Here is a 25013-nt window from a genome sequence, read left to right on the forward strand (position 1 = left end):
TGGGCGTATCAGGAAGATGATCTTAGGAGGTGGCTCAGGTGAGCTGGGGCTGAGGCGTTGCTGCAGTTACACAGCGTTGTCCACCCAACGGAGCAGATTGCCCCGCTCACCCAGCACGAAGGCGTGCTCCCCGTCGAACACCATGCGGGTGAAGTTGCTGGGTTGACGGTCCCCGACGGGGTCGTTCTCCCAGCTGTCGCCGCCATCCCGGCTCACCAGCAGGGTGCCGTTGCCTCCGCCGGCCCAGATGGCGCCGTCGTCATCCCAGGCCAGATCCATGTAGCCGTAGCCATTGGTGATCGGGATGATGGCTTTGCTCCAGCTGTCGAAGTCGCCTGGCTCATCGTTAAGGCGAATCTGCGCGCCGCGGGCCACCATCCAGAGATTGCCGTCGGGCTGGAAGCCGATGCTCTGCAGCCGCTGGCTGCTCACCCGTTGGTGGACTTGCCAGACGGAATCACCTGGTTCCCATGTTGCGTAGAAGTTGCCCAGGCCACTCACGCTCACGTAGCTGCCGTCCTTGCTGCGTCGCAGGTCGCGGACGGCACCGGCGGCGTCGGTGACCTTGGCTTCCCAGCTGCTGCCGTCGTTGTGCGTCTCGTAGACCGCACCTACATTGGTTGCAAGCTCTGCGGAATGGCTGCCCAGGGCCGTGATCAGGTAAGGCTCACCAGGCAATTTGGTGTCGAGGAACAACCGAGTCCAGTTCTGACCGCCGTCGTCGCTGTGCATCAGCAGCCCTGGCTGTCCGGCGATCCAGCCTTCATCGCCACTGAAGTCGATGCTGATCAGGCGGAAGTTTTCTTCGTCGGGAAGATCCAGGCTGCGCTCATTCCAGTGGGCGCCTCCGTCGTTGGTTTCCCGGATCATCCGATTGCTGCCCACCAGGTAGCCGTGGCTGCTGTCGGTGAAGGCCACATCCAGCGGGTTGGCCTGAGTGTCGAGATCCATAGCCTGCCATGGGCTTGTGGTGGCCGTGGGGACGTGCGTGGTGACGCAGCCGCTGAGGCTGATCCCCAGCACAAGCACCAGCAAGAGCTGGGTCGCAGAGTTCAACAGACGTTTCATGGGTTGGCCTCAGCGCAGGGAATAAAGGGATAAGAAGAAGGCGAAGCCGAGGGCAAGGCCGCCAAAGATCAGTACATTCTTCTGCCCTGGGGTCATTCGGTTGACACCGAGGCCGAAATTCAAATTTTCGTCGAAGCCGCTGGCCTTGGCCCGCGGGCCGATGTCGCGGAATGCTGCCACCCTGCTCCTGCATACCGGACAACGAAACGACATCGGGTCGAGATCTTCGAAAGCCGTGCCGGCCTCGATACCAACCTTTTTGACTCCTTCCTCAGGGTCGTAGACGTAGCCGCAGCTTCGACATTCGAAACGGTGAGTCCGTGGATCGCTCTCTGAAGCGGTTTCGATCGCTGGCTTAACCGCTTCGATCGCTGGCTCTACCGCTTCGGTCGCTTCGACCGGCTGGACGGACTGTTGTTCGTCGCTCACCGTTGTGCTGCTTGGTGGCTCGACTCTATCTGCGACAACTCCCGGCAGTGAATGCCAGACTGGCTCGGTCTACGGGGACCTCCATGTTTGCCCTGCCCGGCTACGACGCCTTCCTGGGGTTTCTGCTGATTGCAGCAGCAGTACCTGTGTTGGCTCTGGTTACTAACAAGCTTGTAGCACCGAAAAGCCGTGCCGGTGAGCGCCAGCTCACCTACGAATCCGGCATGGAACCCATTGGCGGCGCCTGGATTCAATTCAATATTCGCTACTACATGTTTGCGCTGGTCTTCGTCATCTTCGATGTCGAGACCGTGTTCCTTTATCCCTGGGCTGTGGCGTTCAACCGTCTTGGCTTGTTGGCCTTTATTGAGGCCCTGATTTTCATCGCCATCCTGCTGGTGGCCTTGGCCTATGCCTGGCGCAAAGGCGCCCTCGAGTGGAGCTAGTCATGTCTGAGAACACATCCCCCTCCATTGCTGCTGTTCGCGATCTGCGCGAAGCCAGCTGCAGTCCGATTGGTGCCCCGACGGTCACCAACGACCTCAGCGAGAATGTCATCCTCACCAGTTTGGATGACCTGCACAACTGGGCTCGCTTAAGCAGTCTTTGGCCTCTCCTTTACGGAACAGCCTGCTGCTTTATTGAATTCGCAGCGCTTCTTGGTTCCCGCTTCGATTTCGACCGCTTCGGTCTGGTTCCCCGCAGTTCCCCGCGTCAGGCCGACCTTCTAATCGTGGCCGGCACCGTGACCATGAAGATGGCACCCGCCCTGGTGCGGCTTTATGAGCAGATGCCTGAGCCGAAGTACGTGATCGCCATGGGCGCTTGCACCATTACGGGTGGCATGTTCAGCGCTGACTCCACCACCGCAGTGCGCGGCGTCGACAAGTTGATTCCTGTTGATCTTTATCTTCCCGGCTGTCCGCCTCGCCCCGAGGCCATCTTTGACGCCGTGATCAAGCTGCGCAAGAAAGTTGGCGATGAGTCGCTGGCTGAGCGGCGCAAGCATCAGCAGACCCATCGCTACGTGACGGTCTCTCACCAGATGAAGCGTGTGGAGCCTGTGGTGAACGGTTCTTACCTTCGGGCTGAATCCCAGAAAGCAGCCCTGGCTGCAGCGCCCGCTGGTCAGACGCTTGCCACCGATGCCGCCGTGCTTACCCCTGCTGCTGAACCTCTCGAGTCATGAGCGAAACCCCTTCCAAACAGACTGCCGCCTCGGATGAAACGGGTGCTGTTGTTGCTCCCGAGCCTGGTCCGGTGAGCCAATGGCTGAACAAGCAAGGCTTTGATCACAACATCCTCGAGCCTGATCATCTTGGCGTTGAGCAGATCGGTGTTGACGCTGCCGTTCTTCCGATGATCGCTGCTGCACTCAAGAGCAACGGTTTCGACTATCTGCAGTGCCAAGGGGGCTACGACGAAGGCCCCGGTGAGCAGCTGGTTTGCTTCTATCACCTGTTGGCGATGGCTGAACAGGTCGAGGCGATGGTGGCCGATCCCTCAGCCAAGCTGCGGGAAGTGAGGATCAAAGTCTTCCTCAATCGAGAAGGCACCCCCTCATTGCCGTCGATCTATGGGTTGTTCCGCGGCGCCGATTGGCAGGAGCGTGAAACCTTCGACATGTATGGCATCCAATTCGAGGGACATCCCCATCCCAAACGGTTGCTAATGCCTGAGGACTGGAAGGGATGGCCTCTGCGAAAAGATTACGTCCAGCCCGATTTCTATGAAATGCAGGACGCCTATTGAAAGGCGTTTATGCGGCGTTCTGCGAGCGGTGGCTGCGGTAAAACCGCATCACCGCAAGAGCAAGGCTACGCGAATCGTGGCGCAGTGTTGCCGTTGGTCGCACCCCCTGCAGGGGTGCCTGTGTGACGTCATAGCCGTCGGAGCGTAGCCCTTCGGCATCGCAGTGCACTGGATGGGCACCGCGGGTTTGATAATACCGCACCAGATCTGAATCGGGGAGGTCGTCCTGGGCCAGGACGGCAGTGAACAGCCTGGGTTCAATTCCAAGGCTGGCGAGCTGTGCTTCGATCGCTCGGATGTGACCGCGTACATCCAGGCCATCGGTCTCGCCGGGCTGGGTCATCAGGTTGCAGATGTAGAGCCGTGGAGCGCGGCTGCGTTTGATGGCGTTCACCAGTTCCGGCACCAGCAGATTGGGTAGTAGGGATGTGTAGAGGCTGCCCGGCCCGAGCACGATTAGGTCAGCATTGGCGATAGCTTCGAGTGCCCGCGGCAGAGCCGGCGGTCGTTCAGGGCTGCAGCCCAGACGAACAATGGGGCTGGGGGCGTGACCGATGTTGCTTTCCCCTTCGATCCGTTGGCCGTTTTCAAGTTCGGCCCAGAGCTGCACATCCACGTTGGTGGCCGGCACCACCTGACCCTGCACGGCCAGCACGCGACTTGATGCCGTGATGGCGGTTTCCAGATTGCCCGTGATCGCTGATAAGGCCGAGAGAAACAGATTGCCGAAGCTGTGCCCCTCCAGACCGCTCCCAGCCGCAAAGCGGTATTGGAACAGGCGGGTGAGCAGTGGCTCTTCTGTGGAGAGGGCGGCCAGACAATTGCGGATGTCACCTGGTGGAAGGACTCCCAGTTCCCGCCGGAGCACCCCACTGCTGCCGCCGTCGTCAGCGACGGTGACGATGGCGGTGATGTGGCTGCTGTAACGCTTCAGGCCGCTCAGCAGGGTCGATAAGCCTGTTCCGCCGCCGATGGCCACGATGTTCGGGCCTCGGTTTAAGCGGCTTTTGGCCCGCAGGGCATCCACCAGAACGGTGTCCTTGTCGGGAGCGAGAGCCTGTTGAATCGAGCCGAAGCTGCGGCTTTGCCCCCAAAGCAAGAGGCCACTGCCGATCAGCACCACCAGGGGGCCGGTGATCTCGCGGGGCAACACGGTGGTGAGCGTGCCCAGAATCCAGCTGAGGGTTTCCAGAATCCAGTAGATCGGTTTCAGGTCGGCCCAGACGGCGGCCCCAAGCAATGCCATCAACAGGCCCAAGCCGGAGGTCAGCAGCCAGCGTTTGACCACCAGGCCGGGTTGCAACCAGCGAACGGCCCGTTGGGATCGGGTCATCAGATCCCGTCGCCGCTGATCGCGCATCATCCGGGCTTGGCGTCTGCTTGTCGGGGGCTTCGGCGCCAAGGAACGTCTTGGTTCGCAAGTTGTACGAACTGTACGGAGCTTGTGGAAAGGCGGCAGGATGTGTGTGTCTTTCGGCCCAGACCGTGCCGCAGCTTCAATCCGTCGTGGAGATGCGGGACCTCATGATGCAGTGGGGGCCTCGGCCTGTTCTCGATCGGGTCAATTTGACCCTGCGTGCGGGGGAGCGTTTGGCCGTGGTGGGTCCATCGGGGGCTGGCAAATCAACGGTGTTGCGCTTGCTGGCTGGTTTGCAGTTGCCCACCAGTGGTGAGCTGCGCTTGTTCAACCAGCCGCAGACCTATCTGCGGCTGGACCAAACCGATCCGCCGGACGTGCGGCTGGTGTTCCAGAACCCCGCTTTGCTGGCATCGCTCACTGTTGAAGATAACGTTGGCTTCCTGCTGCGGGAACGGGCTCAGCTGTCTCGGCAGGAGATCCGTGATCGTGCGCATGCCTGCCTGGAGGCGGTGGGGCTCTATGACGTGGCCCATCTCTATGCCGGGGAATTGAGTGGTGGCATGCAGAAGCGGGTCAGCTTTGCCCGAGCTCTGATTGATGATCCCCAGCGGGGGGATCAGTCGATGCCCCTGCTGCTGTATGACGAGCCCACGGCAGGACTCGACCCCGTGGCTTGCACGCGGATCGAGGATCTGATTGTGAAAACCACCACCGTGGCGCAGGGCTGTTCTGTGGTGGTGAGTCACGTGCGCAGCACGATCGAACGCTCTGCGGAAAGGGTGGTGATGCTCTACGACGGCAGGTTCCAGTGGGAAGGCTCGGTGGATGCGTTTCGCACCACCGACAACCCCTATGTCGTGCAGTTCAGGACGGGTAGCCTGCGCGGACCGATGCAACCTGCGGAGCACTGACCACCATGCGACGCAGCGTTCGTGATGCCATCGTCGGATTCACGGTGATCGGCGGCATCATCGGATTTGCTTCCACGGCTCTGTGGCTGAGAGGCGTTCGATTGGGGGCTAGCCACTGGACCCTGACCGCCCGGTTCGATGATGCGGCGGGTCTGGCGGAGCGCTCCCCCGTCACCTATCGGGGCATCCTCATTGGTGCGGTGCGCTCGATTGAGGTCACCCCTGAGGCTGTGGTGGCTGAGCTTGAGATCAACAAAGGGGATCTGCGCCTGTCTCGTCCCGTGACAGTCACGGTGGGGGCGGGCTCGCTGCTGGGGGGTGACGCCCAGGTGGCCCTGGTCAGCAGTGGTGAGCCACTGCCCCAGGACGCACCCCTCCCCCGAGGGGTTGATTGTCAGCCAACGCGCCAGCTCTGCAACGGGGGAACTGTGGTGGGACGAGAAGCCCCCAGTCTCTCCACCGTTACGGCAACCATGCAAGAGCTGCTGGCACAGGTTCAGGACGAACGGGTGATTCCCAATGTGGCGGCCTCGCTTGAGCAGATGGAGGCCACCACAAAGGAATTCGAGGCGCTGACGGTGCAGCTGCTGAATGAACTGGCCAAGGCCGCTCCTGTGATTCGCAATCTCGAGTCGGCAACGGCTCATGTGAACAACATCGCTGCCTCGCTCGACAATCCCCAGACGGTGAGTGAGTTCAAGCAGACGGCCGCCAATGCAGCTCAGCTCACCGCCAAGATTGATGCTGTGGGTGGCGATGTGGCTCAACTCACCGGCGATCCTGAGTTCATGAAGGGCGTGCGCAATCTCACCATCGGCTTGGGTGAATTGTTCAGCGAAATCTACCCGGCACAAACCGCCCAATAGGCACAATATCGAGTCGAAATCGCATCAATATCGACTCGATATTGTGCTGCTCAGATGTTGCTAATGGCGTCCATCGCAACCGCTGCAATCGCCTGATCGCTGGCCTTGGGCAGCTGAACGTATTTGCCGCCTGCGGCTTCGGCAAGGTCTTTGCCCATGCCGCTGCCGATGAACTTGCGCTCGGTGTCGATCACCAGCAGCTTGATGCCGAGCATCCGGTAGCGGGCAGCGACATCCAGCACCTCCTGCTTGAGGTCGGGTTTCTCTTCACCCTCCAGCTCGGGTTGGCCCAGAGAGGTACTCAAGGGAACGTTGCCGCGTCCATCGGTGATGGCCACCACCACCACCTGACCAAGGTCGCCTGTGGCCAGAGCATTGGCACCAACGCGGGCCGCCTGGGTGAGGCCGTGGGCGAGGGGGGAACCGCCGCCACAGGGCATCGATTCAAGGCGGCGCCGGGCCGCCGTGATCGAGCGGGTCGGCGGCAGCAGCACCTCGGCCTGATCGCCACGGAAGGGGATCAGAGCAACTTCATCGCGGTTTTCGTAGGCCTCGGTGAGCAGACGGATCACGGCGCCTTTGGCGCTCTGCATTCGGTTCAGGGCCATTGAGCCGCTGGCATCCACAAGGAACACCACCAGGGCGCCGGCCTTGCGCTGCAGCAACTTGGCCCGCAGATCTCCCTCCTCCACGATCACTGAGCGGCCTGGTTCACGTTCGCGGCGGATCTTTTGGTATGGCGCCGCTGCCCGCAGGGTGGCGTCTACGGCGATCCGGCGGACCGGCCCACGGGGCAGCATCGGTTTCACATAGCGACCGCGGCTATCGCTCAGCACCACGGAGCGGCTGCCGCTGTTGCCACTTTTCGCTTTCGCGGCATTGAACAGCAGCAGATCAGGGTCCACCTCGATCGCTTCAGGATCGAGCATGAACTCCTCGGGCACCGCCGGCGGAGCCTGGTCCTCTTCGTCGTCACCTTCGTCATCGTCGGTGCTGTCGTCTTCGCTGTTGTCTTCCGGAGGTTCGTTCTCTTCCTCGCCGGATCCCTCCGGTGGTGGTGGGTTGTCCTGTTGTTGGTCGCCCTGGTCCTGGGGCGGCGGCGGCGGTTCCTGGTCCTGCGGTGGCGGTGGTTCCATCTGCTGGTCCGGTGGCGGCATCTGGGAGGCCCGCGGCGCGATCACCAGGGCGACGGCCACTTGCAAGTCGTCGGCTTCCACCTGATCCCGTCCGCTGAGGGCTGCATGGGCCTTGGCCACCCGCACCGCATAGAGCTCGGAACGATGGCCCTCCACGCCACCGCGGATGGCTTCGGTGACGAGGTATTCGATCTGTTCGCCGCTGATCTGCACATCCGGCAGCCACTGGCGAGCCAGCAGCAGCTGGGTGGCCAGGGCATCGGTTTCCTCGCCCCACTTCTCAGCAAAGCTGCGGCTGCATTGGCCATGGCTGATCACCGCATTGGTGATTTCCACCCGCTGCTCCGTACTCACCAGCTGATTGGCCGAGAGCGCGATTGCAAAGCGATCCAGCAGGTGATCGCGGACGTTGCCCTCCTCAGGGTTGTAGGTGGCGATCAGCAGGGGCCGGCAGGGGTGGCTGAGGCTGAGACCTTCCCTCTCAACGCGGTTTTCGCCGCTGCCCACGGCCGCCAGCATCAAGTTGACGATGCCGTCATCCAGGAGATTGAGTTCGTCGACGTAGAGAACCCCACGGTGGGCATCTGCCAGTAGGCCGGGCTGAAACACGGCACTGCCACTGGACAGCGAGGCGGCGACATCGACGGCGCCCACCAGGCGGTCTTCGGTGATGCCAAGAGGGATCTGAACGAAGGGGGCGGGGATGACCGTTGACGGAGCTTCGCCACTGACGCTTTCCCGGGTGGCGTCATCCCATTCCTCTGGGTTTTGTGGGTCGAGATTTCGCCCCACGCCTCCTTCGGCATCTAGAACGTCGATCGGGGGGAGCAGAGCATGAAGACCCCGCGCCAAGACTGATTTGCCGGTGCCGCGCCCACCCGCGATGACGACGCCCCCAAGGCCTGGGTCGACCGCCGCCAACAAAAGAGCAAGCTTGAGGGTTCCGTGGCCCGTAATGGCAGCCAACGGAAAGGCGCGTGTTGCCTGGTCGTCCTTGATCGCTAAACCGCTTGACACCATGGAGGCGTTCAACCCGCTTTTGAGGCAGTCTTGCTGATTGCGTCGGGCTTTTCAGCTGGTGAGTGATTCTTTGAATTGGATTGATTAATTAATTGAGCCTCAAGACGTTGGATGACAATGGTGTTGAACTGCAGTTGAAGCTGATGGTGTTCGAGTTCGGGATCGAACAAAGTTTCATCGCCTGGCCCAAACTGATTGAGGATCGGTGCGATCAGTTCATTAAATGTTGGGGCGAGATTAATCTTCAAATGCTCGTCTATAAAAATCGAGAGCGCTTCCTGAGGGGATTTGTTAGCGCTGATTAGAAGGGCTTTCTGAGCTAAAAGTTGTGAAATGGATTTACGCGCTTTGTCTGCTGTTTCTTCATGTTCCGAGTGGGCTAGTTTCGTCCAGACATTGATTGCTTCTTTGTCCCTTTTTAGTTCGGCCAGAGCCTCGCCTTTAAGTTGCATTGAGGCGCCGTCGTCGGGAAAATAGTCTAAGATTGAATTTACTATTCTTAAGCAAGCTTTTGGGTTTGTCTTGATGCAATTGATTGCTACTCCAAAAATCAATGACTTGACCTCGAGTTCTGTGTTTGCATTAAATTCATCAGGGATGTGTTTAGCTTCTATCCCACTACTGATGGCGAGCAGTTTCGATTGCTTGATTAGATAGATTGACTTTTTAGCTTGGTGATGGTTGGCTGATTTTTCCAGATTCGTGATGCTTTCTTTAATCGTGTTTTTAATTGATGGATTTTTAATTTCTTGCTCTAGTGATGTGAGGATTTCCAGCGCTTTTTTGTGCTGCCCCAGCATGCCCATTGAAAGAGCCTTGTCGTTGATTAGTAGTGGCGATTCAAGCCCAGCTTGTAAGGTCTGTTCGATGATGTCTGATGAGAGCTTTGGAAGTTCATAGGTGCGAGCTATTTCAGCTTCTCGTCTAATTGCTGGGATGATATTTTCACCAGAATATTCGTCTTTTGATGAAGGAAGGTGATTTAGTTTCTGCTGGTATTTCTGAGCTATCGCATGGCAAGTTTCTATGAGGAGTTTGACGGAATTAATTTGATTTGCTTGTAAATGTTTCGACATTTCAAGCGATTTTTTAGCAAGAGCTGCAATTTTTGGCTTGTTTGTTAAATTGCTGAGTCTTTCCCAAATTGCGTGAGCATCGGTATATTGCCCAATTTGAGAAAGAAGAAATGCTTTTTTGAGTAATATTTTGTTGGTTTTGGCTCCGCTTTTGATTGACGTAGTAATTAATTTAAGTGCTTTCTTATATTTCTTTTCCGAGATTAATGAGTCAACTTCTTTTAAGGTGAGGCGCTCAATTTCGTCTTTACTAGGGTTGAGTAAGGGTATGGATTTTTTACGTTCGTATTTACTAAAATTAAGAAATGAGAGCTTTTTGATGAATTTTTTGATAATCATTTCGTCTTCGTCACTATTAAATCGCACAATATTATTACATGACGTCTTCTTAGAGTCGACAGACGCATTGGTCTGATTTTGTGTCATGGCACCGTTTCCCCTTCAACAGGCTCTCGCGATTGGGCTTGGTGCCAACGTCCGTAGCTGTCACGGTCCTCCTGAAGCCACGCTGCGTTTGATTGCTCCGCTCCTGAGCGGCTGGCTTCTGACGTGGGGCGATGTTGATTCTTGTGATGTGCGTTGCTCCTCATTCCTTACAACCCAGCCGATTGGGGGCCCCTTAGGTCAGGACGCGTATTGCAACGCCGTTCTTCTGCTCACCCGTGTTCAGCGTTTGCCGTCTGAGCTAGCCGCGCTTGAGTTGCTGGAGCACCTCCAGCGATTGGAACAGAGTTGCGGCCGCGATCGGCAGCGAGAGCAGCGCTGGGGCCCACGGCCATTGGATCTTGACCTGTTGTTTTGGGGTGAGCTGCGGCTCGAACATCCCCGCCTGGTCTTGCCCCATCCGCGGATGCACCTGCGCAGTTTTGTGCTGGAGCCATTGCTTCAGGCAATGCAAGGCATCCACCCGCCATGCTGGTGACCCTTTTCGCCTGATCCCATGGCGCCGCTGCCGGCCCCGGAACCGTTCGAGCTGCTGGACACAGTGGAGGCGGTTGATGCGCGCAAGATTCGCTTCGAGCGAAACCGCATCAAGTTGCCGATGGGGGTGGAGGCCACCTTTGGGATGATCCGCCACCCCGGCGCCTCCCTGGCTGTACCAATTACCGGTGACGGTCAGGTGGTGCTGCTGCGGCAGTACCGCTTCGCGGTGCAGGCACGTCTGCTGGAATTCCCCGCCGGCACCCTGGAAGAAGGCGAAGACCCTCTGATGTCGATGCAGCGGGAGTTGGGGGAAGAGGCCGGCTACAGCGCAGCCAAGTGGGATGCGCTTGGCCCGATGCTGCCCTGCCCCGGGTATTCCGATGAGGTGATCCACTGCTTCCTGGCCCGGGCGCTCACCCCCCTGGAGAACCCACCGGCTGGCGATGACGACGAAGACCTTGAGGTGGTGCTGATGACGCCGGCGGCGCTGGATGCGGCCCTTGCCTCCGGGGATGAATGGCTTGATGGCAAGAGCGTCACCGCCTGGTACCGCGCCAAGCAACTTCTCGGACTCTGATGCCAACGTCTCGCGTTCTGTTCTGGCACCGGCGCGACCTGCGTCTGGCGGACAACCTCGGTCTGGTGGTTGCGGCGCAGATCAGCCCGGCGGTGACCGGGGTGTACGTGCTCGATCCTGCGGTGATCAACCCGCCGCCGGAGCTGCCACCAATGGCGCCGGCCCGGCTCTGGTTCCTGATCGAAAGCCTGGTGGAACTGCAACAGCGCTGGCGGGAGGCCGGAAGCCGCTTGCTCGTTGTTGAAGGCGACCCGGTGGCGGTGTTGCCTCAAGTGGCCCAGCAGATCAGTGCTGAGGCTGTGGTGTGGAACCGCGATGTGGAGCCCTACGCCCGTAAGCGGGATCGCCAGGTGGCCAAAACGTTGCAGGCTGATGGCCGGCGGGTGGTAGCGGATTGGGATCAGCTGCTGATCGCTCCGGAGCTGCTCAAGACCGGCGCTGGTGATCCTTATCGCGTGTATGGCCCGTTTCTGCGCAACTGGCGTGGTCAGGTGCTGGCTCAGAAGCCAGCCACCGTTGCAGCTCCGACAGGCTTGGTGGATCTTCCGCCTGAGCTGATGCCGGCTGGGGATCCCCTGCCAGCCCTGCGCGAGAGCCATGGGTTCCAGGGCTCCGAGATATGCCCTTGCCGCCCTGGAGAGGCGGCGGCCCTGGAGCAACTCACCACCTTCTGTAATGGACCGCTGCTCGGTTACGAACCCGACCGCAATTTTCCCGGCACCGCCGGCACCTCGTATCTAAGCGCGGCCCTGAGCGTGGGCACCCTCAGCCCGCGTCAGGCCTGGTGTGCCGCCCAGGATTCCCGAGAGCAAGCCCGCAGTGAGGAGCAGTTGCAGGCGATCGCTGTTTGGGAACAAGAGCTGGGCTGGCGCGAGTTCTACCAGCAGGCCCTGTTCTATTTCCCGGAGCTCGCCGATGGCCCCTATCGCGAGCAGTGGCGCCGCTTCCCCTGGGAGAACAACGAGGACTGGTTCGACTTCTGGAAGGAAGGGCAGACCGGCATGCCGATCATTGATGCCGCCATGCGTCAGCTCAACCAGACCGGTTGGATGCACAACCGCTGCCGCATGATCGTGGCCTCCTATCTGGTCAAAGACCTGATCTGCGACTGGCGCTGGGGTGAGCGCGCCTTCATGGAACTGGAGGTGGACGGCGACCTGGCGGCCAATAACGGCGGCTGGCAATGGAGCGCCAGCAGCGGCATGGATACCAAGCCCCTGCGCATCTTCAATCCCGCGACTCAGGCCTCCAAATTTGATTCAGCCGGCGATTACATCCGCCGTTGGGTGCCTGAGCTCCGCCATGTGAACACTAAAGATCTTCTCAGTGGTGAGATCGGTGCGCTTGAGCGGCGCGACTATCCCGAACCGCTGGTGGATCACAAGAACCAGCAGGCTCGTTTTAAAGCGCTTTACGCCACCATCCGGTCCTGATCGCCTTCATCGCTCCGGCGGAACTGGGCCGGCACCTTGGGTGCCATCAGCTGGCGCACCGTGTCGATCACAGCTTGTTGCTGAGTATCACTCAACTCAGGGAAGGTCGGCAGGCTTAGCACCTGGCTGCAGAGCTGTTCCGTCACCGGTAGGGAGCCCTGTTTCAAACCCAGATGGGCGTAGGCCGGCTGGCGGTGGATCGGAATCGGGTAGTAAATGATCGTGCTCACCCCATGCTCCTGCAGGGTCTGCTTGACCCAGTCGCGGCAACAGCTCTCCGGAATTCCGTGGCGTGCGCTGGTGCTGGAGGGATTGCAGCTGGCGTTGCAGAGCTGCTGGCCGTTGGGGCAACTGCCGATGCGCACCACGAACTGATTCCAGCTGTGGCCGTCGTCGGCTGTCGGCAGGGTGAGTCCGTTGAGATCACCGAGGGCATCCCGATAGCGCTCAGCGATGGCGGTTCGTTTGCTGATCCACGCTTCCAGCTTTGGCAGCTTCACATTCAGCACCGCAGCCTGGATTGCATCCAGTCGGCTGTTGTAGCCAAGGCTGGTGTGCAGGTAGCGCTCGGGCATGCCGTGCACGGCGAGCTCGCGCATAGCCTGGGCCAGTCCTGCATCGCTGGTGGTGACAACTCCGCCGTCTCCCGCCGCACCGAGGTTCTTGGTGGGGAAGAAGCTGAAGCAGCCTGCATCGCCGAAGCTGCCCACCGCCTGGCCCTGCCAGCGGGCTCCCGTCGCCTGGGCGCAGTCTTCGATCACCTTCAGCTGATGGCGTTCGGCAATGGCCATTAGCCGGGTCATGTTCACCGCACGCCCAAACAGGTGCACCGGCATCAGGGCCCTGGTGGCGGGGGTGATCGAGGCTTCGATCTGATCAAAATCGATCAGGTAAGTGCTGGGGTCGACATCCACGAACACTGGCGTGGCGCCGACGGCGCTGATGGCCTCAGCTGTGGCGAAAAAACTGAACGAGCAGGTGATCACCTCATCGCATGCTCCGATCCCCAGGCCGCGCAGGGCAAGGATCAATGCATCGGTGCCGCTGTTGCAGCCCACGGCGTGCTCGCAACCAACGCTGGCGGCAAAGGCCTCCTCGAAGCGTTTGATTTGCGGTCCACCGATGTACTGGCCGCTGCGCAACACCTCGAGCACCGCCTCTTCGAGGTCCACACCGAGATCGTCGATCTGCTGGCTGAGGCTGAAGGGAGGAACCTGCATGAAGGAAAGCTTAAGTGGCTTAGCCGAACCACTCCGGTTCGTGTCCGGGGTTCCACTTCACATTGCAGCCCACAGAGGCGGTCTGGTCTGGGTTGACGGGAGATCCCGTCAGTACGGCATCGAGGGCGGCGCGCAGCTCTCGGCCGTCGAGGGGAAGATCGTTGCTGGGTCGGCTGCCGTCCAATTGGCCGCGGTAGCGCAGGCTCTGTAGGCCTTCGCCATCGGGTGAAAACAGGTAGAACTCCGGCGTGCAGGCGGCCCGCAGATCCCTGGCCAGAGTTTGCTGTTCATCCAGAAGGTAGGGAAAGCTCCAGCCCTGGCGCTTGGCCTGATCCGCCAGTTGTTCCGGTCCGTCCTGGGGGTGGGTGATCAGGCTGTTGCTGCTGACGCCCACCAGCTGCACCGCTTCGCTGAAGTCGTGATCCAGCCGGCTGAGCTCGGGCTCCACATGTTTCACAAAGGGGCAATGGGCGCAAAGCACCATCAGCAGCACCGGACGTTCGACCAGCGATTGGCTGTTCAGCCGCCCGTCCGTCACCTGGGGAAGATCAAAATCGGGCAGGCGTGTGCCGAGCGCCAGCATCGTGGATGGTGTTAGGGCCATAAGGCGCGGGCAGATGCGGCGAATCTGCTTCAGGATGGCCACCTCCGGTGGTGATGGATGCCGCGCCCGCGTCTGCTTTGGGGAGTTGCCTTGCTGCTGGGGGCCTGCGCTGCTCCGAAGGAGCCGCCCAGCTGGCGGTTGTTTCCTTTGCAGCGCCATGTCTCCCATGACGGGGTCGCTGTGGTGAACCAGCCCGATGGCTTCGGGCTCCACATTTATCTGGAGACAGACACCAGCTTCCCGGGGGTGTGTCGTCCCCGATGGCTGCCTGATCCAGCCCGCCTGTTCAACGGCAACGGGTCAACACCGTTCAGTTCCGGGCTGGCGACCCGTCAGGAGTTTTTCGATGCAGTAGCCCGAATCGACGTGCGTGCGCTGTTGAAGGGCGAGCTGAAGGCTTTATGCCTTGCCCGCGCTCCGGAAGACCGATGGCAGTGGACCGAGCCGCCCCGTAAGGAGGATCAGGTGGTCCCTGTGCAGCTGCCCTCCCTCGAAGAGGAAGACCTGCTCACCAATCCCGTGGAGGAATTGAAGCGGGCCCGGCAGCTGCTGAGGGATCAACGGGCTGGTGAGTAGCCCTCCCAAACAACCGCTTCGGCTTCGCGCCAGTAGCGGCTGAACCGCCCCAGCCGGGGAGGCCGCGGCAGTTCCACGAACTGTGCGGGATCCAGCAGGTCTAGCGGCAGTTCAGCATCGATGGCCTCACCGATGCGCCCCAGACGTGGATCCACTGCGCTGCTGCTCACTACACCATCGGCCTGATGGCGACGGGCAAAGGCCAGCACCTCATCGGCGACGTTCCCCTTGCGCAGGGTGACGGGAAGGTCGAGGGCGTTTTCGTAGAGGAAGCCGAGCCGTTTGCGGCTGATTCGTGCGTCCTGGATCCATTGGGTGTCGAACACGAACACCGCAGGTGCCTCGGGCCAGGCCTGCAGCGCTGGATTGTTGGCACCAAGGGCCTCCTCGTGAATCCAGAGGATCGGGCGTTGAAATGTCATCAATGAATCTCCTGCTTATCGCTTGGGACGGGCCAGGGCGGCACTGGCGCCCCCGCTGCTCCGGCGCTGGCGGTTGCGCTGCTGGTTGCGGTTGTTGCCGGTCTCCCGAATGGCTGGCATAGGAGCGAACAGCTGGTTTTCGAGTTGGTCGTAGCTGCCTTCAAAGGGGCAGCTGTTCGCGCTGGGGCAGCTGTTGCAGTACTGCCCTTCGCTGTAGCGCTCCAGATTGCCGCGGTTGAAGAAGTAAGGCTTGTGGCTGAAGGTGCTGGCCACCCACTGCCAGCTCAGATGGTTGCTGGCCGGGTCGCCATCCAGCAGGTGCTCCAGGAACCAGTCGGCTCCAGCCTTCCAGTGGACCCGTCGCCAATGCACGAGCCAGGCGGCCATCCACATGCGGGCGTGGTTGTGAAGCCAGCCGGTGCTCACCAGTTGATCACGGAAGCCATCCATGCAGGCCAGCCCTGTGGTCCCGGCGCGCACATCGGCCGGCAGCTCCTGGGCATAGGCACCAGCGTCATGGCCCGTCTTGAACGGTTCCTGATCGTCATGGATGCCATCCCCCAGATCGAGCCACATCCGTTGCCAGAAGTCTCGCCAGCCGAGTTCGTTGATTAGCTTTCCGCCCTCATCGCGGTTGCGGATCCGTTCAAACACTGAATCGCGCACCTCCGCGAGGGTCAGCACGCCGTGGCGGATGTAGGGCGACAGCCCGGTAACCGCGCCCCTGAGGTGATTTCGGCTTTTGGCGTAGCGCCTCGCGTCAATGCGCCGCAGTTTCTCTTCAGCTGGCACACGCCCACCGCGGATCGGGCTGAGCTCCCCTTCCGCTCCTGGGAACTCTTGCGCCAGCAGGGTGTTGAGGGCTTCGCGGGACGCGAATTGCCGCGGCAGGTCGCCGTTGATCGGGGGTGACGCAGCGCTGGGCACCGGCCTTTGTCAGCAAGGGAGCGGTGATCTTGGCGGGGGATGGGGGAGAATCGCGCGAATTCAACCCGTTCCGGTCTGTCCCGATGCTGCTTGATCTCACCGGCAAGAAGATTCTCGTCACCGGCATCGCCAACAACCGTTCGATCGCTTGGGGCATTGCTCAGCAACTGAAGGCGGCCGGTGCTGAACTCGGCATCACTTATCTGCCTGATGACAAGGGCCGTTTTGAGGCCAAGGTGCGCGAACTCACCGCTCCCTTGGAACCCAGCCTGTTCCTGCCTCTGAATGTGCAGGATGCCGACCAGATGGCTGAGGTCTTCGGCGAGATCAAGGAGAAGTGGGGTGTTCTCGACGGTCTGGTGCACTGCCTGGCCTTTGCCGGTAAGGAAGAGCTGATCGGTGACTACAGCGCCACCACCGCTGAAGGTTTTGCCCGCTCCCTCGACATAAGCGCCTACTCCCTGGCCCCCCTCTGCGCCCATGCCAAGCCGCTGTTCAGCGAGAAGGCCGGTGTGATCACGCTGTCGTACCTCGGCGCTGAGCGGGCCATCCCCAACTACAACGTGATGGGCGTCGCCAAGGCGGCTCTGGAGGCGTCTGTTCGCTATCTCGCGGCAGAGCTGGGTCCCGAAAAGCAGGTGCGCGTCAATGCCATCAGCGCCGGCCCGATCCGCACCCTGGCCAGCTCCGCCATCGGCGGCATTCTCGACATGATCCACAACGTGGAGGAGAAGGCTCCCCTGCGCCGCACCGTGACCCAGATGGAAGTGGGCGGCACCGCTGCCTTCCTGCTCAGCGATCTGGCCAGCGGCATCTCCGGTCAGACCATCTACGTGGATGCGGGCTATTGCGTCACCGGAATGTGAGGCACGATGAGGGCACTGAAGCTCGGGTGATGGCACGTCAGGGAACGATCCATCGGGTCACTGGTGAAACCGATGTGAAGGTGCGTCTGGATCTGGACGGCTCCGGCCAATGCCAGGCCAGCACCGGTGTGCCGTTTCTCGACCACATGCTTCATCAGATCAGCAGCCACGGCCTGATCGACCTGGAGATCAATGCGGTGGGAGATACCCACATCGACGACCACCACACCAACGAGGACGTGGGAATTGCCGTGGGGCAAGCCCTGGCCCAGGCCTTGGGAGACCGGCGCGGCATTCATCGCTTCGGTCACTTCGTGGCACCGCTGGATGAGGCCCTGGTGCAGGTGGCCCTGGATTGTTCCGGTCGCCCTCATCTCAGCTACAGCCTCGCGATTCCCAGCCAGAGGATCGGCACCTATGACACCGAGCTGGTGAAGGAGTTCTTCGTGGCGGTGGTCAACAACAGCGGGCTGACCCTCCACATCCGGCAGTTGGATGGGGTCAACTCCCACCACATCGTGGAAGCCTGCTTCAAGGCTTTTGCTCGGGCCCTGCGCATGGCCACGGAGGTGGATCCACGCCGGGCTGGCGCCATCCCCAGCAGCAAAGGGGTGCTTGAGCAGGCTGGCGCCAGCTGAAGCCTCCTCCGCGCTTCACAGTCCGTTACGAGAGGATGGGCGAACGTTGATCATTCGCCCGTGACTGTCGCCCCCACCCGCAGCTACGACCGCAGCGACTGGGCCAGTTCCTTCGTCAATGTGGAGCAGGAACTCACCGACGTGGCGCTGACGCCGGTGCGTGGAACGGTGCCGGCGGAGCTTCAGGGCACCTTTTATCGCAATGGCCCCGGACGTCTTGAGCGGGATGGGCATCGCGTTCATCACCCCTTTGATGGCGACGGCATGATCGCGGCGATGCGGTTTGAGAACGGCAGCGTTTCCCTCAGCAATCGTTATGTGCGCACCGAGGGTTGGCTGGCGGAGGAGAAGGCCGGGAAGATTCTCTACCGAGGTGTGTTCGGCAGCCAGAAGCCAGGTGGTCGGCTGGCTAACGCCTTTGATCTGCGCCTGAAGAACATCGCCAACACCAATGTCGTGCGTCTCGGCGATCAGCTGCTTGCCCTCTGGGAGGCGGCGGAACCCCATGCGCTCGATCCCCGCAGCCTGGAGACCCGCGGTCTTTCACGCCTCGATGGCGTCTTGAAAAAGGGCGAGGCTTTCAGTGCCCACCCCCGCTTCGATCCTGGTCATAACGGCCGGCCCTGCATGGTGACCTTCGGAGTGAAGACCGGGCCCCGCAGCACCATCCGTCTGATGGAGTTCGCCACCGATGGCCCGGAGGCCGGCGCCTTGCTGCATGACCGTTCCGACAGCTTCCCCGGTTTCGCCTTTCTTCACGACTTCGCCATTACCCCCAACTGGGCGGTGTTCCTCCAGAATGCCATCGCCTTCAATCCCTTGCCGTTTGTGACCGGCGAAAAGGGTGCGGCCCAGTGCCTGGCATCTCAACCCGGCGGCAAGGGGCGTTTCTGGCTGATCCCCCGTGATTCCGGTCGCTTCGCTGGTCAGAAGCCCCGCATCCTCGAAGCCCCCGACGGCTTCGTTTTCCACCACCTCAATGCCTTTGAGGATGGCGATCACGTTGTGGTGGAGAGCATCGTCTACGACGATTTCCCGTCCATCGGACCTGACGAGGATTTCGCTGAGGTGGATTTCGACACGGTGCCGGAGGGCACCCTGCACCGTTGCCGTCTTGATCTCAGCCGTGAATCGGTTCAGACCGAGCGGATCAGCGAGCGCACCTGTGAGTTCGCCATGGTCAACCCCGAGCGTCAGGGCCTCAGTGCCCGCTACGCCTGGATGGCGGTGGCGGAGCGGGAGACGGGCAACGATCCGTTGCAGGCCATTCAGAAACTTGATCTGGACTCCGGGGCGACCCACACCTGGAGTGCGGCGCCCCGCGGTTTTGTCAGTGAGCCCCTGATGGTGCGGCGCCCTGGCGCTGAATCGGAGGACGACGGTTGGGTGCTGGACCTGGTTTGGAACGGTGCCCGGGTTGCCTCCGATCTGGTGATCCTCAACGCCCGTGATCTGTCGGAGGTGGCGGTGCTGGAGCTGCCATTGGCCGTTCCCCATGGTTTGCATGGGAGCTGGGCGGCGGGGTGAGTCATGGCTTGAAACAAGCCGGTCATGGTTGAGCAGGGTTTGCTTGTCCAAGCTCGCCAGAATAAAGATCCCAACTGAAGGCTCGGCATGACGAATCGACTCTGGGGCGTTGCCAAGGTTGCCGTGTCCGTTCTCTTCGGGCTCAGTGTTGTTGCGCCATCGCCCCTGAGGGCAGCAGAGCGCGTTTGCAATGGCACCCTGCTTCAGATCCAGGTGAATGAGCGTGGAACGAGCCATAGCGATCGCTTTCGTTTTTCGCTCGGGATCGACGCTGAAAAGGCCAACAAGGATGCTGCGATGACCGCTCTGAACGGCCGTTTGGCTGAGGCGCGTCAGGTCATTCAGCCGCTTGCTCTGGGTCGGCTCACGATCCCTGCACCCCGTAGCTACTCCGTTGGGGGAGGCACGTCGGGACCACGATTGGAGCGGGCGAGCACCACCATCACGGGCGAGGTCAGCCGTGACAACTACAACGCGCTGATCCAAGCCGTTGGTCGCTTGCCGGGTGTTCGGCTGCGAGGCATGACGTCTTTGGCGACCAGCGACAGCCGTGCCTCATTGGCTGATCAGTTGCTGAAGAAAGCTCTCGAGACAGGGCAACGTCGTGCGCAGGCCACAGCCCGGGCTCTCGGTCTGCGCAAGGTGGAGCTGTTGCTGATTGACCAGCGTGGTTCGACCCAACGACCCATGCAGATGGCTGTACGCAGGGAGAACACCAGCTTCAGGCCTGGGGAGGCTCCCAAGCCAAGTCAGAGCCTCGCTCTCAAACTGGATTACTGCCTGCGTTGATCGGCAGTGCGGTGCCATTCTTTCCAGGCCAGCCGTGGTGCGCTCCACAGGGTGGCCAGCACCAAGGGGGTGACCGGTACCGCGGTGATCACGATGAAGGCCTGCAGGGCATCGATGGAGGTGCTGTCCCCCAGCCCTGAGCCGATGCGTAGCAGCACCAAGGTGAGGCTGCCGATCATCAAGGCCCAGAACAGGCGCAGCAGAGCAGGGGGCTCGTTGCGGCCGCTCACCACCATGGCCGCGGCGTAACTCATCGAGTCGGCGCTGGTGCACATGAACAGCACCACCAGCACCAGGCCGATCGGAATCAGCAGCCCTGCCAGGGGCAGCTGGCTGAGGATGGTGAGCAGGGCCGCAGCGGCTCCGTTCTGGGCCAGGGCGTCGCTGATGACGCCCCCGGCCAACTCCAGATGCAGTCCGGTGCCACCTAGCAGGGTGAACCAAAGATTGGTCACGATCGGGCAGAGGATGGCCACCGCCAGCACCAGTTCACGGATGCTGCGGCCGCGGCTGACGCCGGCGGTGAACAGGCCCATCAATGGGGCATAGCCAAGGAACCAGCCCCAGTAGAACACCGTCCAGCCGTTCACCCAGTTCGCCGGCACGGCATTGGGGGTGAGGGCCATCTGCGGCAGGTGGATCAGGTAGGTGATGAAGCCGCTGAAGAAGTGCTGAATCAGCCAGAGGCCCGGCCCAAGCAGCAGCAGGCCCGCCGCCAAGGCCAGGGTGAGCCACACATTGAGTTCCGACAGCCACTTGATGCCCTTTTGAATGCCGCTGACGGTGGATGTCGCGAAGACGGCAGTCAGCAGCACCACCACCAGGGATTGCAGTCCGGCACTGTCGCTGAGCCAGGGCAGTTGCCCTGCGGCATTGCTGAGCTGCAGCGAGAGGAAGCCCAGGGGGCCAACGGTTCCGGCGATCGCGGCCACCACAGACAACCCATCCGCCAGGTGACCGAGCGGACCATCCACCCAGCTGCGCGGCACGATGTTCACCAGCAGGGTGCGGGGACGCAGGGGCTCACCGCGTCGCTCCAGGATTGAGAAGGTGATCGTGGTGGTCGTGGCCACAAGAGCCCAGGCGAGGAAGCCCCAGTGCAGAAAACTCACCGCCAGGGCGGGATCCACTGCTGCGGCTGTGCTGCCTTCGACCCCTTCGAACACCGGTGATGGGGTCTGGAAGTGATAAAGCGGTTCGGCTGCCGACCAGAACACACCACCCCCCGCCAGCAGGGTGCAGATCAGCACCGCGCACCAATCAAAGAATTTCAGACTGGGTTTGGCTTCCGCCCCCCCAAGCCGAAGTTTTCCGACTGGGCTGATGGCCAGGATCAGCGCGATCAGAAACAGCAGCACCACCATCCACTGCCAGACCCCGCCAAGGGCATCACTGATCACGGCTTTGCCGTTGTCGGTGAATTGCTTGGCCAGCGCCAGGTCGATGGCCGACACCAGCAGAAAAATCAGTAGGGGAGCAGCGCCCACCCAGAGGGGGGGCTGCCGCCACCAGGAACGCTGGTTCGTGGGGATGTCAGACATTGGATGACGGGTGAGGGGTCAGGCGCGGACGGCGGTGCGTTGGTGGCTCCAGCAGGAGAGATCGACGGCGGGTTGTTCGCCGCTGGCGAGGCGTGCCAGGGAATCACCGATCAGGGGGGCGAACTTGAAGGCCTGGCCGGAGCCTCCTGCGAACAGGCTCAGCTTCGGGGTGAGCCGGTCCAGCACGAAGTTCACGTCGCTTGCCATGGAGTAAGGGCTGATCACGGTCTCCACCCGCTCCTGCACACCGTCCAGTTCGTTGAACAGGAAGGCATCGAGCAACTCCACCAATCGGGCTGGTGGTCCGGTGACCATGGCGTTGGGTTCGGCGACGCGCAGCTCACTCGGGGCCCAGTCGATGCCCGCTTTGATCCGGGGGCGGCCATCCGCCGTTTGGCTCAGAACAGGAAAGCCGTAGTAGAGGCCACCGTCATCGCCACGTTCCTGCTGGAAGCAGAACCACTGGGGGTAGCGATCGGCCAGTGCCGGGTCGACCGTGTAATGGGCCCAGAGCATCGGCCACACCTCCAGTTTTGGTGCGAGGCCCAGAGGGGCCAGCAACAGTTGGCTCCAGATCCCGCAGGCCACCACCAGCTGTCCGGCGGCAATGTGTTCGCCACTCTCCAGGGTGACGCCTCCGCCGTCTGGATCGAGGCCTGCCACGGGGCAGTGCTCGATCAGCTGATGGGACGCGTTGCGGGCGGTGTTGATCCAGTGGGCCACGACCCTGTCGCTGCGCACGGCACCAGCGGTGGGCTCGAACAGTCCCGTGAAGCCCGCTTTCGGCTTCAGCGGGAAGCGGGCTGCAATCTGGTTGGCATCGAGGGCTTCATAAGGGATGCCCTGATTGTCCATGACCCGTCGGGCCCCAGGGATCGACCCCTCGATCGTCTCTTCATCCCAGCTTTCGCCATAGAAGAGCAGGCCGTGGGTCTCCCGCAATTGCTGTCCGGCGTGGTTTTCTTCCTCGCGCCAGAGGCGGTTGGCCTCCTGGGCGAGACGGCAGAGCACCGGGTCGGAATACATCTCCCGGAACATCCGGGTTTCGCCATAACTGCTGGCTTTGGCGTGGGCCAGGGTCTGGGCTTCCAGCAGCACCACATCGCGCACGCCGCGGCGGGCCAGGGATGCAGCGCAGCTGAGGCCGGCCATGCCGCCGCCAACGATCACGACAGCTGCCCGGCTGGGTATGGAGGTGGGTGTGCTCATTCGCTTTCTCCAAAGCTGAGGCCGATGGGCTCGGTGGAGGGTGTGGCTGCCACTTCATCAAGGGCGGCACCCACCGACAAGCCCTGTTCGCGCCGGTTCAAATAGTCGCTGGCCCGTCGGCGCACCTCATCGCGAACGAAGGCATAGACGTCCACGGCACCAGCGTCTTTCCAGGCGTCGGGGGAGAACCGCTCGATTGAATCGGCGATCACAGCTCCGGCATTCACCAGGGGGTCCGGCAGCACCTTCACACCGCGGCGACGCAGGTCATCCGCCAATTGGGGTTGCTGGAAGGGGGCATTGGCGGCAGGCACCACGGCGGGGGTTTTCAGCGCCGTGGCCATTTCGGCGTTGATCAATCCCGAGATCGAGCAGGGCAGCAGCAGGTCGTGGTTCAGCTCCCACCAGGCGCAGCTGTCCGGTAGCGGCGTCGCCCCGGTAAAACTGGCTTTCTCGCGATTCAGATCCACGGTGAACACGGTCCAACCGTGCTCGACGAGATGGCGGGCAACGGTGCCACCAACGGCGCCGCAGCCGTGCACCAGGGCCCGTCCGGGTTGGGCGTCATTGAGGGCCTTGTCCAGAACGGCCTCCACGGCCCCAAGAGTGCCGTGGGCGGTGGCCGCACTGGCGTCCACGGGGCTGCCGACCGCCGCCAGCACATGGGGGGTGAGCGCCGTCAGACGCTCCATGTCCTCCAGGCTGGTGTTGAGATCGCAGCCGGTGATCATTGCGCCATCAAGCGACTCCAGCAGCTCGGCGGTGACGCTGATCAGTTCATCCTTGACGGCATCGGGTTCAGCAGCCCGGGCCACGATCTTGCCTCCGGCGAAACCAGTGCCGTAAAGATCGTGCTTGTGGGTCATTAACCCCGCCAGCCGCTGTCCGTCTGCGATGCAGGCCTCATCGCTCGGGTAATTGAGCACACGCAGGCCTCCGTTGGCGGGGCGCTTGGCATCGGTGTCTTCCGCCACGACGAACACCGAGAGGTGGTCGGAGACGTGTTCCGCCAGCACCGACACGGTCGGCGCTGTTTTCTTGCCGCTGCTCATCAGGCCACCTTCTCCATCATCTGGTGGTGTTCGACGTAGTCGAGGCTCCATTCGCTGGGGGCTTCGGCAATGCGCTGCTGCAGCCGCTCGAACACCGTGTCTGCTGCGGTATCACCGGCAGCACTGGCGAAGCTGTGGCGGCTCCAGCTGCGGATCGTCGCCATCAATCCGGCGGCGAAAGTCGCCGTGTCACCGTTCTCGTTCCAGCGGCGTCGGTAGGGGCACTTCACGTAAACGGTGCGCTCGTCCACCAGCCGTAGGCCGTTGCGGTATGCGGCGCTGGTCTCGTCCTTCAGTGGAGCCATGAACTCCTCGGGGGACTTGTAGAAGTTCAGAACCGTGCCTTGTTGGTACTGCTCCTGGCTGATCAGGCCTTCCTCGGCCATGCCCCGCCAGATCTGGTGCAGCTGGTCGTGCACGTTGCGGGTTTCGCCGCCGTTGTGGCCGAGATAGAGGCCTGCTTCATCACGGGAGAGGTTCACCGTCAGCAGGCGGCCACCCACCTTCAGTTCGCGGCTGCGCAGCTCGAGGATGTGGTTCCAGTCCTTCATCGCCTGGGCGGTGAAGCGCTGAAGCGCTCCGGCATCACCGGAGGCCAGCACATGGGTGTGGCTGTTCAGGGGGCCGGGGGAGGCGCTCAGCCAGTGCATGGCCGTGGCGGAGAAGCCGAAGCTCACTGAGTTCGGCGCCACGGAGGGCTCATAGAAGCTGCGGGCACTCACCAGCACCGTTGGCCTTGGATCCCGGGGGATCTGCAGGGCCAGGTTGTTGGCCAGAGCAGTGTTGTCGTTGCTCGGCAGGTCGTTGCCGATCACCGTCAGGTGCGCCTTTGGCTGGTTGGCATGCAGGCGATCCAGCACCTGGTTCCAGAGCCCAACGGCAGTGCCGCCATCGGCAGCTCCGTAATCGATCAGGACATGGCTGTCAGCGACAGCCAGTTCATCTACACAAGTCAAGGCCCAGTCCGAAGCGGCTTCAATGCAGAGGAGAGCCCCTTCGGTCTGCGCGCTGTAACCCGTGGTCATGGCGATGGCCATGGACCTCGTCAGCGGCAGGCCTCACCGTACAGACCATGGCCTGGGGGCCGGGG

26 protein-coding genes are annotated in these 25013 nt (G+C 61.6%); 13 read left to right on the forward strand and 13 right to left on the reverse strand.

The annotated features are described in order from the left end of the window. Window positions 1-66 precede the first annotated feature (66 nt). Together SYNCC9605_RS00995 and SYNCC9605_RS01000 are read right to left on the reverse strand one after the other, a co-directional pair. Window positions 67-1068 carry a photosynthesis system II assembly factor Ycf48 gene (locus SYNCC9605_RS00995; protein ID WP_011363232.1) on the reverse strand — a complete coding sequence of 334 codons (1002 nt, stop codon included), beginning with the start codon at window positions 1066-1068 and terminating at the stop codon, window positions 67-69. 9 nt (window positions 1069-1077) lie between these two features. Further along, window positions 1078-1497, reverse strand: a complete 420-nt coding sequence (locus tag SYNCC9605_RS01000; protein ID WP_011363233.1) for a rubredoxin — start codon at window positions 1495-1497, stop codon at window positions 1078-1080. 83 nt (window positions 1498-1580) lie between these two features. Here SYNCC9605_RS01000 and SYNCC9605_RS01005 point away from each other — a divergent pair, with 83 nt between their 5' ends. From SYNCC9605_RS01005 to SYNCC9605_RS01015, 3 genes are read left to right on the forward strand one after another with little or no spacing between them, the layout of a single operon-like run. Next, complete coding sequence (locus SYNCC9605_RS01005) at window positions 1581-1943, forward strand: NAD(P)H-quinone oxidoreductase subunit 3 (RefSeq protein WP_011363234.1); 363 nt, start codon at window positions 1581-1583, stop codon at window positions 1941-1943. A 2-nt stretch (window positions 1944-1945) separates the two neighbouring features. Continuing rightward, the gene (nuoB, locus tag SYNCC9605_RS01010; protein WP_011363235.1) at window positions 1946-2686 is read left to right on the forward strand and encodes an NADH-quinone oxidoreductase subunit NuoB; all 741 of its coding nucleotides are present in this window, start codon (window positions 1946-1948) and stop codon (window positions 2684-2686) included. Next, window positions 2683-3249: an NAD(P)H-quinone oxidoreductase subunit J gene (locus SYNCC9605_RS01015; protein WP_011363236.1), complete on the forward strand. Its 567-nt coding sequence runs from the start codon at window positions 2683-2685 to the stop codon at window positions 3247-3249. The genes nuoB and SYNCC9605_RS01015 overlap by 4 nt, the downstream gene beginning before the upstream one ends. A 7-nt stretch (window positions 3250-3256) precedes the next feature. Here SYNCC9605_RS01015 and yvcK read toward each other — a convergent pair whose 3' ends face one another. Then, window positions 3257-4612 (reverse strand): gluconeogenesis factor YvcK family protein, encoded by a 1356-nt coding sequence (yvcK, locus tag SYNCC9605_RS01020; RefSeq protein ID WP_011363237.1) that lies wholly within the window; start codon window positions 4610-4612, stop codon window positions 3257-3259. Between the two features lie 149 nt (window positions 4613-4761). On the opposite strand from yvcK, the gene SYNCC9605_RS01025 reads away from it, so the two are divergent. Both SYNCC9605_RS01025 and SYNCC9605_RS01030 read left to right on the forward strand, forming a co-directional pair. Further along, window positions 4762-5520 carry an ABC transporter ATP-binding protein gene (locus tag SYNCC9605_RS01025; RefSeq protein ID WP_198002493.1) on the forward strand — a complete coding sequence of 253 codons (759 nt, stop codon included), beginning with the start codon at window positions 4762-4764 and terminating at the stop codon, window positions 5518-5520. A 5-nt stretch (window positions 5521-5525) separates the two neighbouring features. Continuing rightward, a complete protein-coding gene (locus tag SYNCC9605_RS01030; RefSeq protein WP_011363239.1) occupies window positions 5526-6386 on the forward strand; it encodes an MlaD family protein in 861 nt (286 codons plus the stop codon). A gap of 50 nt (window positions 6387-6436) precedes the next feature. Here the strand turns inward: SYNCC9605_RS01030 and bchD are convergent, their stop codons facing one another. Next, a complete protein-coding gene (gene bchD, locus SYNCC9605_RS01035) occupies window positions 6437-8542 on the reverse strand; it encodes a magnesium chelatase ATPase subunit D (RefSeq protein ID WP_011363240.1) in 2106 nt (701 codons plus the stop codon). A gap of 8 nt (window positions 8543-8550) precedes the next feature. After that, window positions 8551-10044 carry a tetratricopeptide repeat protein gene (locus SYNCC9605_RS01040; RefSeq protein ID WP_041434333.1) on the reverse strand — a complete coding sequence of 498 codons (1494 nt, stop codon included), beginning with the start codon at window positions 10042-10044 and terminating at the stop codon, window positions 8551-8553. On the opposite strand from SYNCC9605_RS01040, the gene folK reads away from it, so the two are divergent. Genes folK through SYNCC9605_RS01055 form a run of 3 tightly spaced genes read left to right on the forward strand, consistent with a single transcriptional unit; the run spans window position 10043 to window position 12552 of the window. After that, a complete protein-coding gene (folK, locus tag SYNCC9605_RS01045) occupies window positions 10043-10540 on the forward strand; it encodes a 2-amino-4-hydroxy-6-hydroxymethyldihydropteridine diphosphokinase (RefSeq protein ID WP_011363242.1) in 498 nt (165 codons plus the stop codon). The two genes, SYNCC9605_RS01040 and folK, sit on opposite strands and share 2 nt — an antisense overlap. An 18-nt stretch (window positions 10541-10558) precedes the next feature. Beyond that, entirely contained in the window at window positions 10559-11119 is a 561-nt protein-coding gene (locus SYNCC9605_RS01050; RefSeq protein WP_011363243.1) for an NUDIX hydrolase, read from the forward strand. Further along, window positions 11119-12552 (forward strand): FAD-binding domain-containing protein, encoded by a 1434-nt coding sequence (locus tag SYNCC9605_RS01055; RefSeq protein WP_011363244.1) that lies wholly within the window; start codon window positions 11119-11121, stop codon window positions 12550-12552. The genes SYNCC9605_RS01050 and SYNCC9605_RS01055 overlap by 1 nt, the downstream gene beginning before the upstream one ends. Here SYNCC9605_RS01055 and SYNCC9605_RS01060 read toward each other — a convergent pair. Continuing rightward, complete coding sequence (locus tag SYNCC9605_RS01060; RefSeq protein ID WP_011363245.1) at window positions 12531-13772, reverse strand: DegT/DnrJ/EryC1/StrS family aminotransferase; 1242 nt, start codon at window positions 13770-13772, stop codon at window positions 12531-12533. The two genes, SYNCC9605_RS01055 and SYNCC9605_RS01060, sit on opposite strands and share 22 nt — an antisense overlap. A gap of 19 nt (window positions 13773-13791) precedes the next feature. Then, on the reverse strand, window positions 13792-14376 hold the full coding sequence (locus SYNCC9605_RS01065; RefSeq protein ID WP_011363246.1) for a thioredoxin family protein: 585 nt from the start codon (window positions 14374-14376) through the stop codon (window positions 13792-13794). Window positions 14377-14433: 57 nt separating this feature from the next. Between SYNCC9605_RS01065 and SYNCC9605_RS01070 the strand changes: the two genes are divergently transcribed. Further along, entirely contained in the window at window positions 14434-14952 is a 519-nt protein-coding gene (locus SYNCC9605_RS01070; protein ID WP_011363247.1) for a hypothetical protein, read from the forward strand. Here SYNCC9605_RS01070 and SYNCC9605_RS01075 read toward each other — a convergent pair. After that, on the reverse strand, window positions 14934-15374 hold the full coding sequence (locus SYNCC9605_RS01075) for a hypothetical protein (RefSeq protein ID WP_011363248.1): 441 nt from the start codon (window positions 15372-15374) through the stop codon (window positions 14934-14936). The two genes, SYNCC9605_RS01070 and SYNCC9605_RS01075, sit on opposite strands and share 19 nt — an antisense overlap. 15 nt (window positions 15375-15389) lie before the next feature. Then, window positions 15390-16301, reverse strand: a complete 912-nt coding sequence (locus tag SYNCC9605_RS01080; protein WP_011363249.1) for an FAD-binding domain-containing protein — start codon at window positions 16299-16301, stop codon at window positions 15390-15392. An 83-nt stretch (window positions 16302-16384) separates the two neighbouring features. On the opposite strand from SYNCC9605_RS01080, the gene fabI reads away from it, so the two are divergent. The 4 genes from fabI (at window position 16385) to SYNCC9605_RS01100 (ending at window position 20121) form a co-directional block, all read left to right on the forward strand. Further along, window positions 16385-17167: an enoyl-ACP reductase FabI gene (gene fabI / locus SYNCC9605_RS01085; protein WP_025362030.1), complete on the forward strand. Its 783-nt coding sequence runs from the start codon at window positions 16385-16387 to the stop codon at window positions 17165-17167. Window positions 17168-17196: 29 nt separating this feature from the next. Next, complete coding sequence (gene hisB / locus SYNCC9605_RS01090; RefSeq protein ID WP_011363251.1) at window positions 17197-17805, forward strand: imidazoleglycerol-phosphate dehydratase HisB; 609 nt, start codon at window positions 17197-17199, stop codon at window positions 17803-17805. Between the two features lie 60 nt (window positions 17806-17865). Beyond that, the gene (locus tag SYNCC9605_RS01095; protein WP_011363252.1) at window positions 17866-19332 is read left to right on the forward strand and encodes a carotenoid oxygenase family protein; all 1467 of its coding nucleotides are present in this window, start codon (window positions 17866-17868) and stop codon (window positions 19330-19332) included. An 87-nt stretch (window positions 19333-19419) separates the two neighbouring features. Beyond that, on the forward strand, window positions 19420-20121 hold the full coding sequence (locus tag SYNCC9605_RS01100) for an SIMPL domain-containing protein (RefSeq protein WP_011363253.1): 702 nt from the start codon (window positions 19420-19422) through the stop codon (window positions 20119-20121). Here the strand turns inward: SYNCC9605_RS01100 and SYNCC9605_RS01105 are convergent. The 4 genes from SYNCC9605_RS01105 to SYNCC9605_RS01120 are packed head-to-tail and all read right to left on the reverse strand — an operon-like array spanning window position 20106 to window position 24960. Next, window positions 20106-21662: a BCCT family transporter gene (locus SYNCC9605_RS01105; protein ID WP_011363254.1), complete on the reverse strand. Its 1557-nt coding sequence runs from the start codon at window positions 21660-21662 to the stop codon at window positions 20106-20108. The genes SYNCC9605_RS01100 and SYNCC9605_RS01105 overlap by 16 nt on opposite strands. Before the next feature lie 18 nt (window positions 21663-21680). Further along, on the reverse strand, window positions 21681-22871 hold the full coding sequence (locus SYNCC9605_RS01110) for an FAD-dependent oxidoreductase (RefSeq protein ID WP_011363255.1): 1191 nt from the start codon (window positions 22869-22871) through the stop codon (window positions 21681-21683). Next, a complete protein-coding gene (locus SYNCC9605_RS01115) occupies window positions 22868-23923 on the reverse strand; it encodes a Glu/Leu/Phe/Val dehydrogenase dimerization domain-containing protein (protein ID WP_011363256.1) in 1056 nt (351 codons plus the stop codon). The genes SYNCC9605_RS01110 and SYNCC9605_RS01115 overlap by 4 nt, the downstream gene beginning before the upstream one ends. Next, entirely contained in the window at window positions 23923-24960 is a 1038-nt protein-coding gene (locus SYNCC9605_RS01120) for a hypothetical protein (RefSeq protein ID WP_011363257.1), read from the reverse strand. The genes SYNCC9605_RS01115 and SYNCC9605_RS01120 overlap by 1 nt, the downstream gene beginning before the upstream one ends. Window positions 24961-25013: the final 53 nt, after the last annotated feature.

The organism is Synechococcus sp. CC9605 (assembly GCF_000012625.1).
Taxonomy (GTDB): Bacteria; Cyanobacteriota; Cyanobacteriia; order PCC-6307; family Cyanobiaceae; genus Parasynechococcus.

Excerpts from the sequence above, each read along its gene's own strand:
- SYNCC9605_RS00995 (WP_011363232.1), bottom strand. The coding sequence starts at position 1,068 with ATGAAACGTCTGTTGAACTCTGCGACCCAGCTCTTGCTGGTGCTTGTG.
- SYNCC9605_RS01005 (WP_011363234.1), top strand. The coding sequence starts at position 1,581 with ATGTTTGCCCTGCCCGGCTACGACGCCTTCCTGGGGTTTCTGCTGATT.
- nuoB (WP_011363235.1), top strand. The coding sequence starts at position 1,946 with ATGTCTGAGAACACATCCCCCTCCATTGCTGCTGTTCGCGATCTGCGC.
- SYNCC9605_RS01015 (WP_011363236.1), top strand. The coding sequence starts at position 2,683 with ATGAGCGAAACCCCTTCCAAACAGACTGCCGCCTCGGATGAAACGGGT.
- yvcK (WP_011363237.1), bottom strand. The coding sequence starts at position 4,612 with ATGATGCGCGATCAGCGGCGACGGGATCTGATGACCCGATCCCAACGG.
- SYNCC9605_RS01025 (WP_198002493.1), top strand. The coding sequence starts at position 4,762 with ATGCGGGACCTCATGATGCAGTGGGGGCCTCGGCCTGTTCTCGATCGG.
- SYNCC9605_RS01030 (WP_011363239.1), top strand. The coding sequence starts at position 5,526 with ATGCGACGCAGCGTTCGTGATGCCATCGTCGGATTCACGGTGATCGGC.
- bchD (WP_011363240.1), bottom strand. The coding sequence starts at position 8,542 with ATGGTGTCAAGCGGTTTAGCGATCAAGGACGACCAGGCAACACGCGCC.
- folK (WP_011363242.1), top strand. The coding sequence starts at position 10,043 with ATGGCACCGTTTCCCCTTCAACAGGCTCTCGCGATTGGGCTTGGTGCC.
- SYNCC9605_RS01040 (WP_041434333.1), bottom strand. The coding sequence starts at position 10,044 with ATGACACAAAATCAGACCAATGCGTCTGTCGACTCTAAGAAGACGTCA.
- SYNCC9605_RS01050 (WP_011363243.1), top strand. The coding sequence starts at position 10,559 with ATGGCGCCGCTGCCGGCCCCGGAACCGTTCGAGCTGCTGGACACAGTG.
- SYNCC9605_RS01055 (WP_011363244.1), top strand. The coding sequence starts at position 11,119 with ATGCCAACGTCTCGCGTTCTGTTCTGGCACCGGCGCGACCTGCGTCTG.
- SYNCC9605_RS01060 (WP_011363245.1), bottom strand. The coding sequence starts at position 13,772 with ATGCAGGTTCCTCCCTTCAGCCTCAGCCAGCAGATCGACGATCTCGGT.
- SYNCC9605_RS01065 (WP_011363246.1), bottom strand. The coding sequence starts at position 14,376 with ATGGCCCTAACACCATCCACGATGCTGGCGCTCGGCACACGCCTGCCC.
- SYNCC9605_RS01070 (WP_011363247.1), top strand. The coding sequence starts at position 14,434 with ATGCCGCGCCCGCGTCTGCTTTGGGGAGTTGCCTTGCTGCTGGGGGCC.
- SYNCC9605_RS01075 (WP_011363248.1), bottom strand. The coding sequence starts at position 15,374 with ATGACATTTCAACGCCCGATCCTCTGGATTCACGAGGAGGCCCTTGGT.
- fabI (WP_025362030.1), top strand. The coding sequence starts at position 16,385 with ATGCTGCTTGATCTCACCGGCAAGAAGATTCTCGTCACCGGCATCGCC.
- hisB (WP_011363251.1), top strand. The coding sequence starts at position 17,197 with ATGGCACGTCAGGGAACGATCCATCGGGTCACTGGTGAAACCGATGTG.
- SYNCC9605_RS01100 (WP_011363253.1), top strand. The coding sequence starts at position 19,420 with ATGACGAATCGACTCTGGGGCGTTGCCAAGGTTGCCGTGTCCGTTCTC.
- SYNCC9605_RS01105 (WP_011363254.1), bottom strand. The coding sequence starts at position 21,662 with ATGTCTGACATCCCCACGAACCAGCGTTCCTGGTGGCGGCAGCCCCCC.
- SYNCC9605_RS01110 (WP_011363255.1), bottom strand. The coding sequence starts at position 22,871 with ATGAGCACACCCACCTCCATACCCAGCCGGGCAGCTGTCGTGATCGTT.
- SYNCC9605_RS01115 (WP_011363256.1), bottom strand. The coding sequence starts at position 23,923 with ATGAGCAGCGGCAAGAAAACAGCGCCGACCGTGTCGGTGCTGGCGGAA.
- SYNCC9605_RS01120 (WP_011363257.1), bottom strand. The coding sequence starts at position 24,960 with ATGGCCATCGCCATGACCACGGGTTACAGCGCGCAGACCGAAGGGGCT.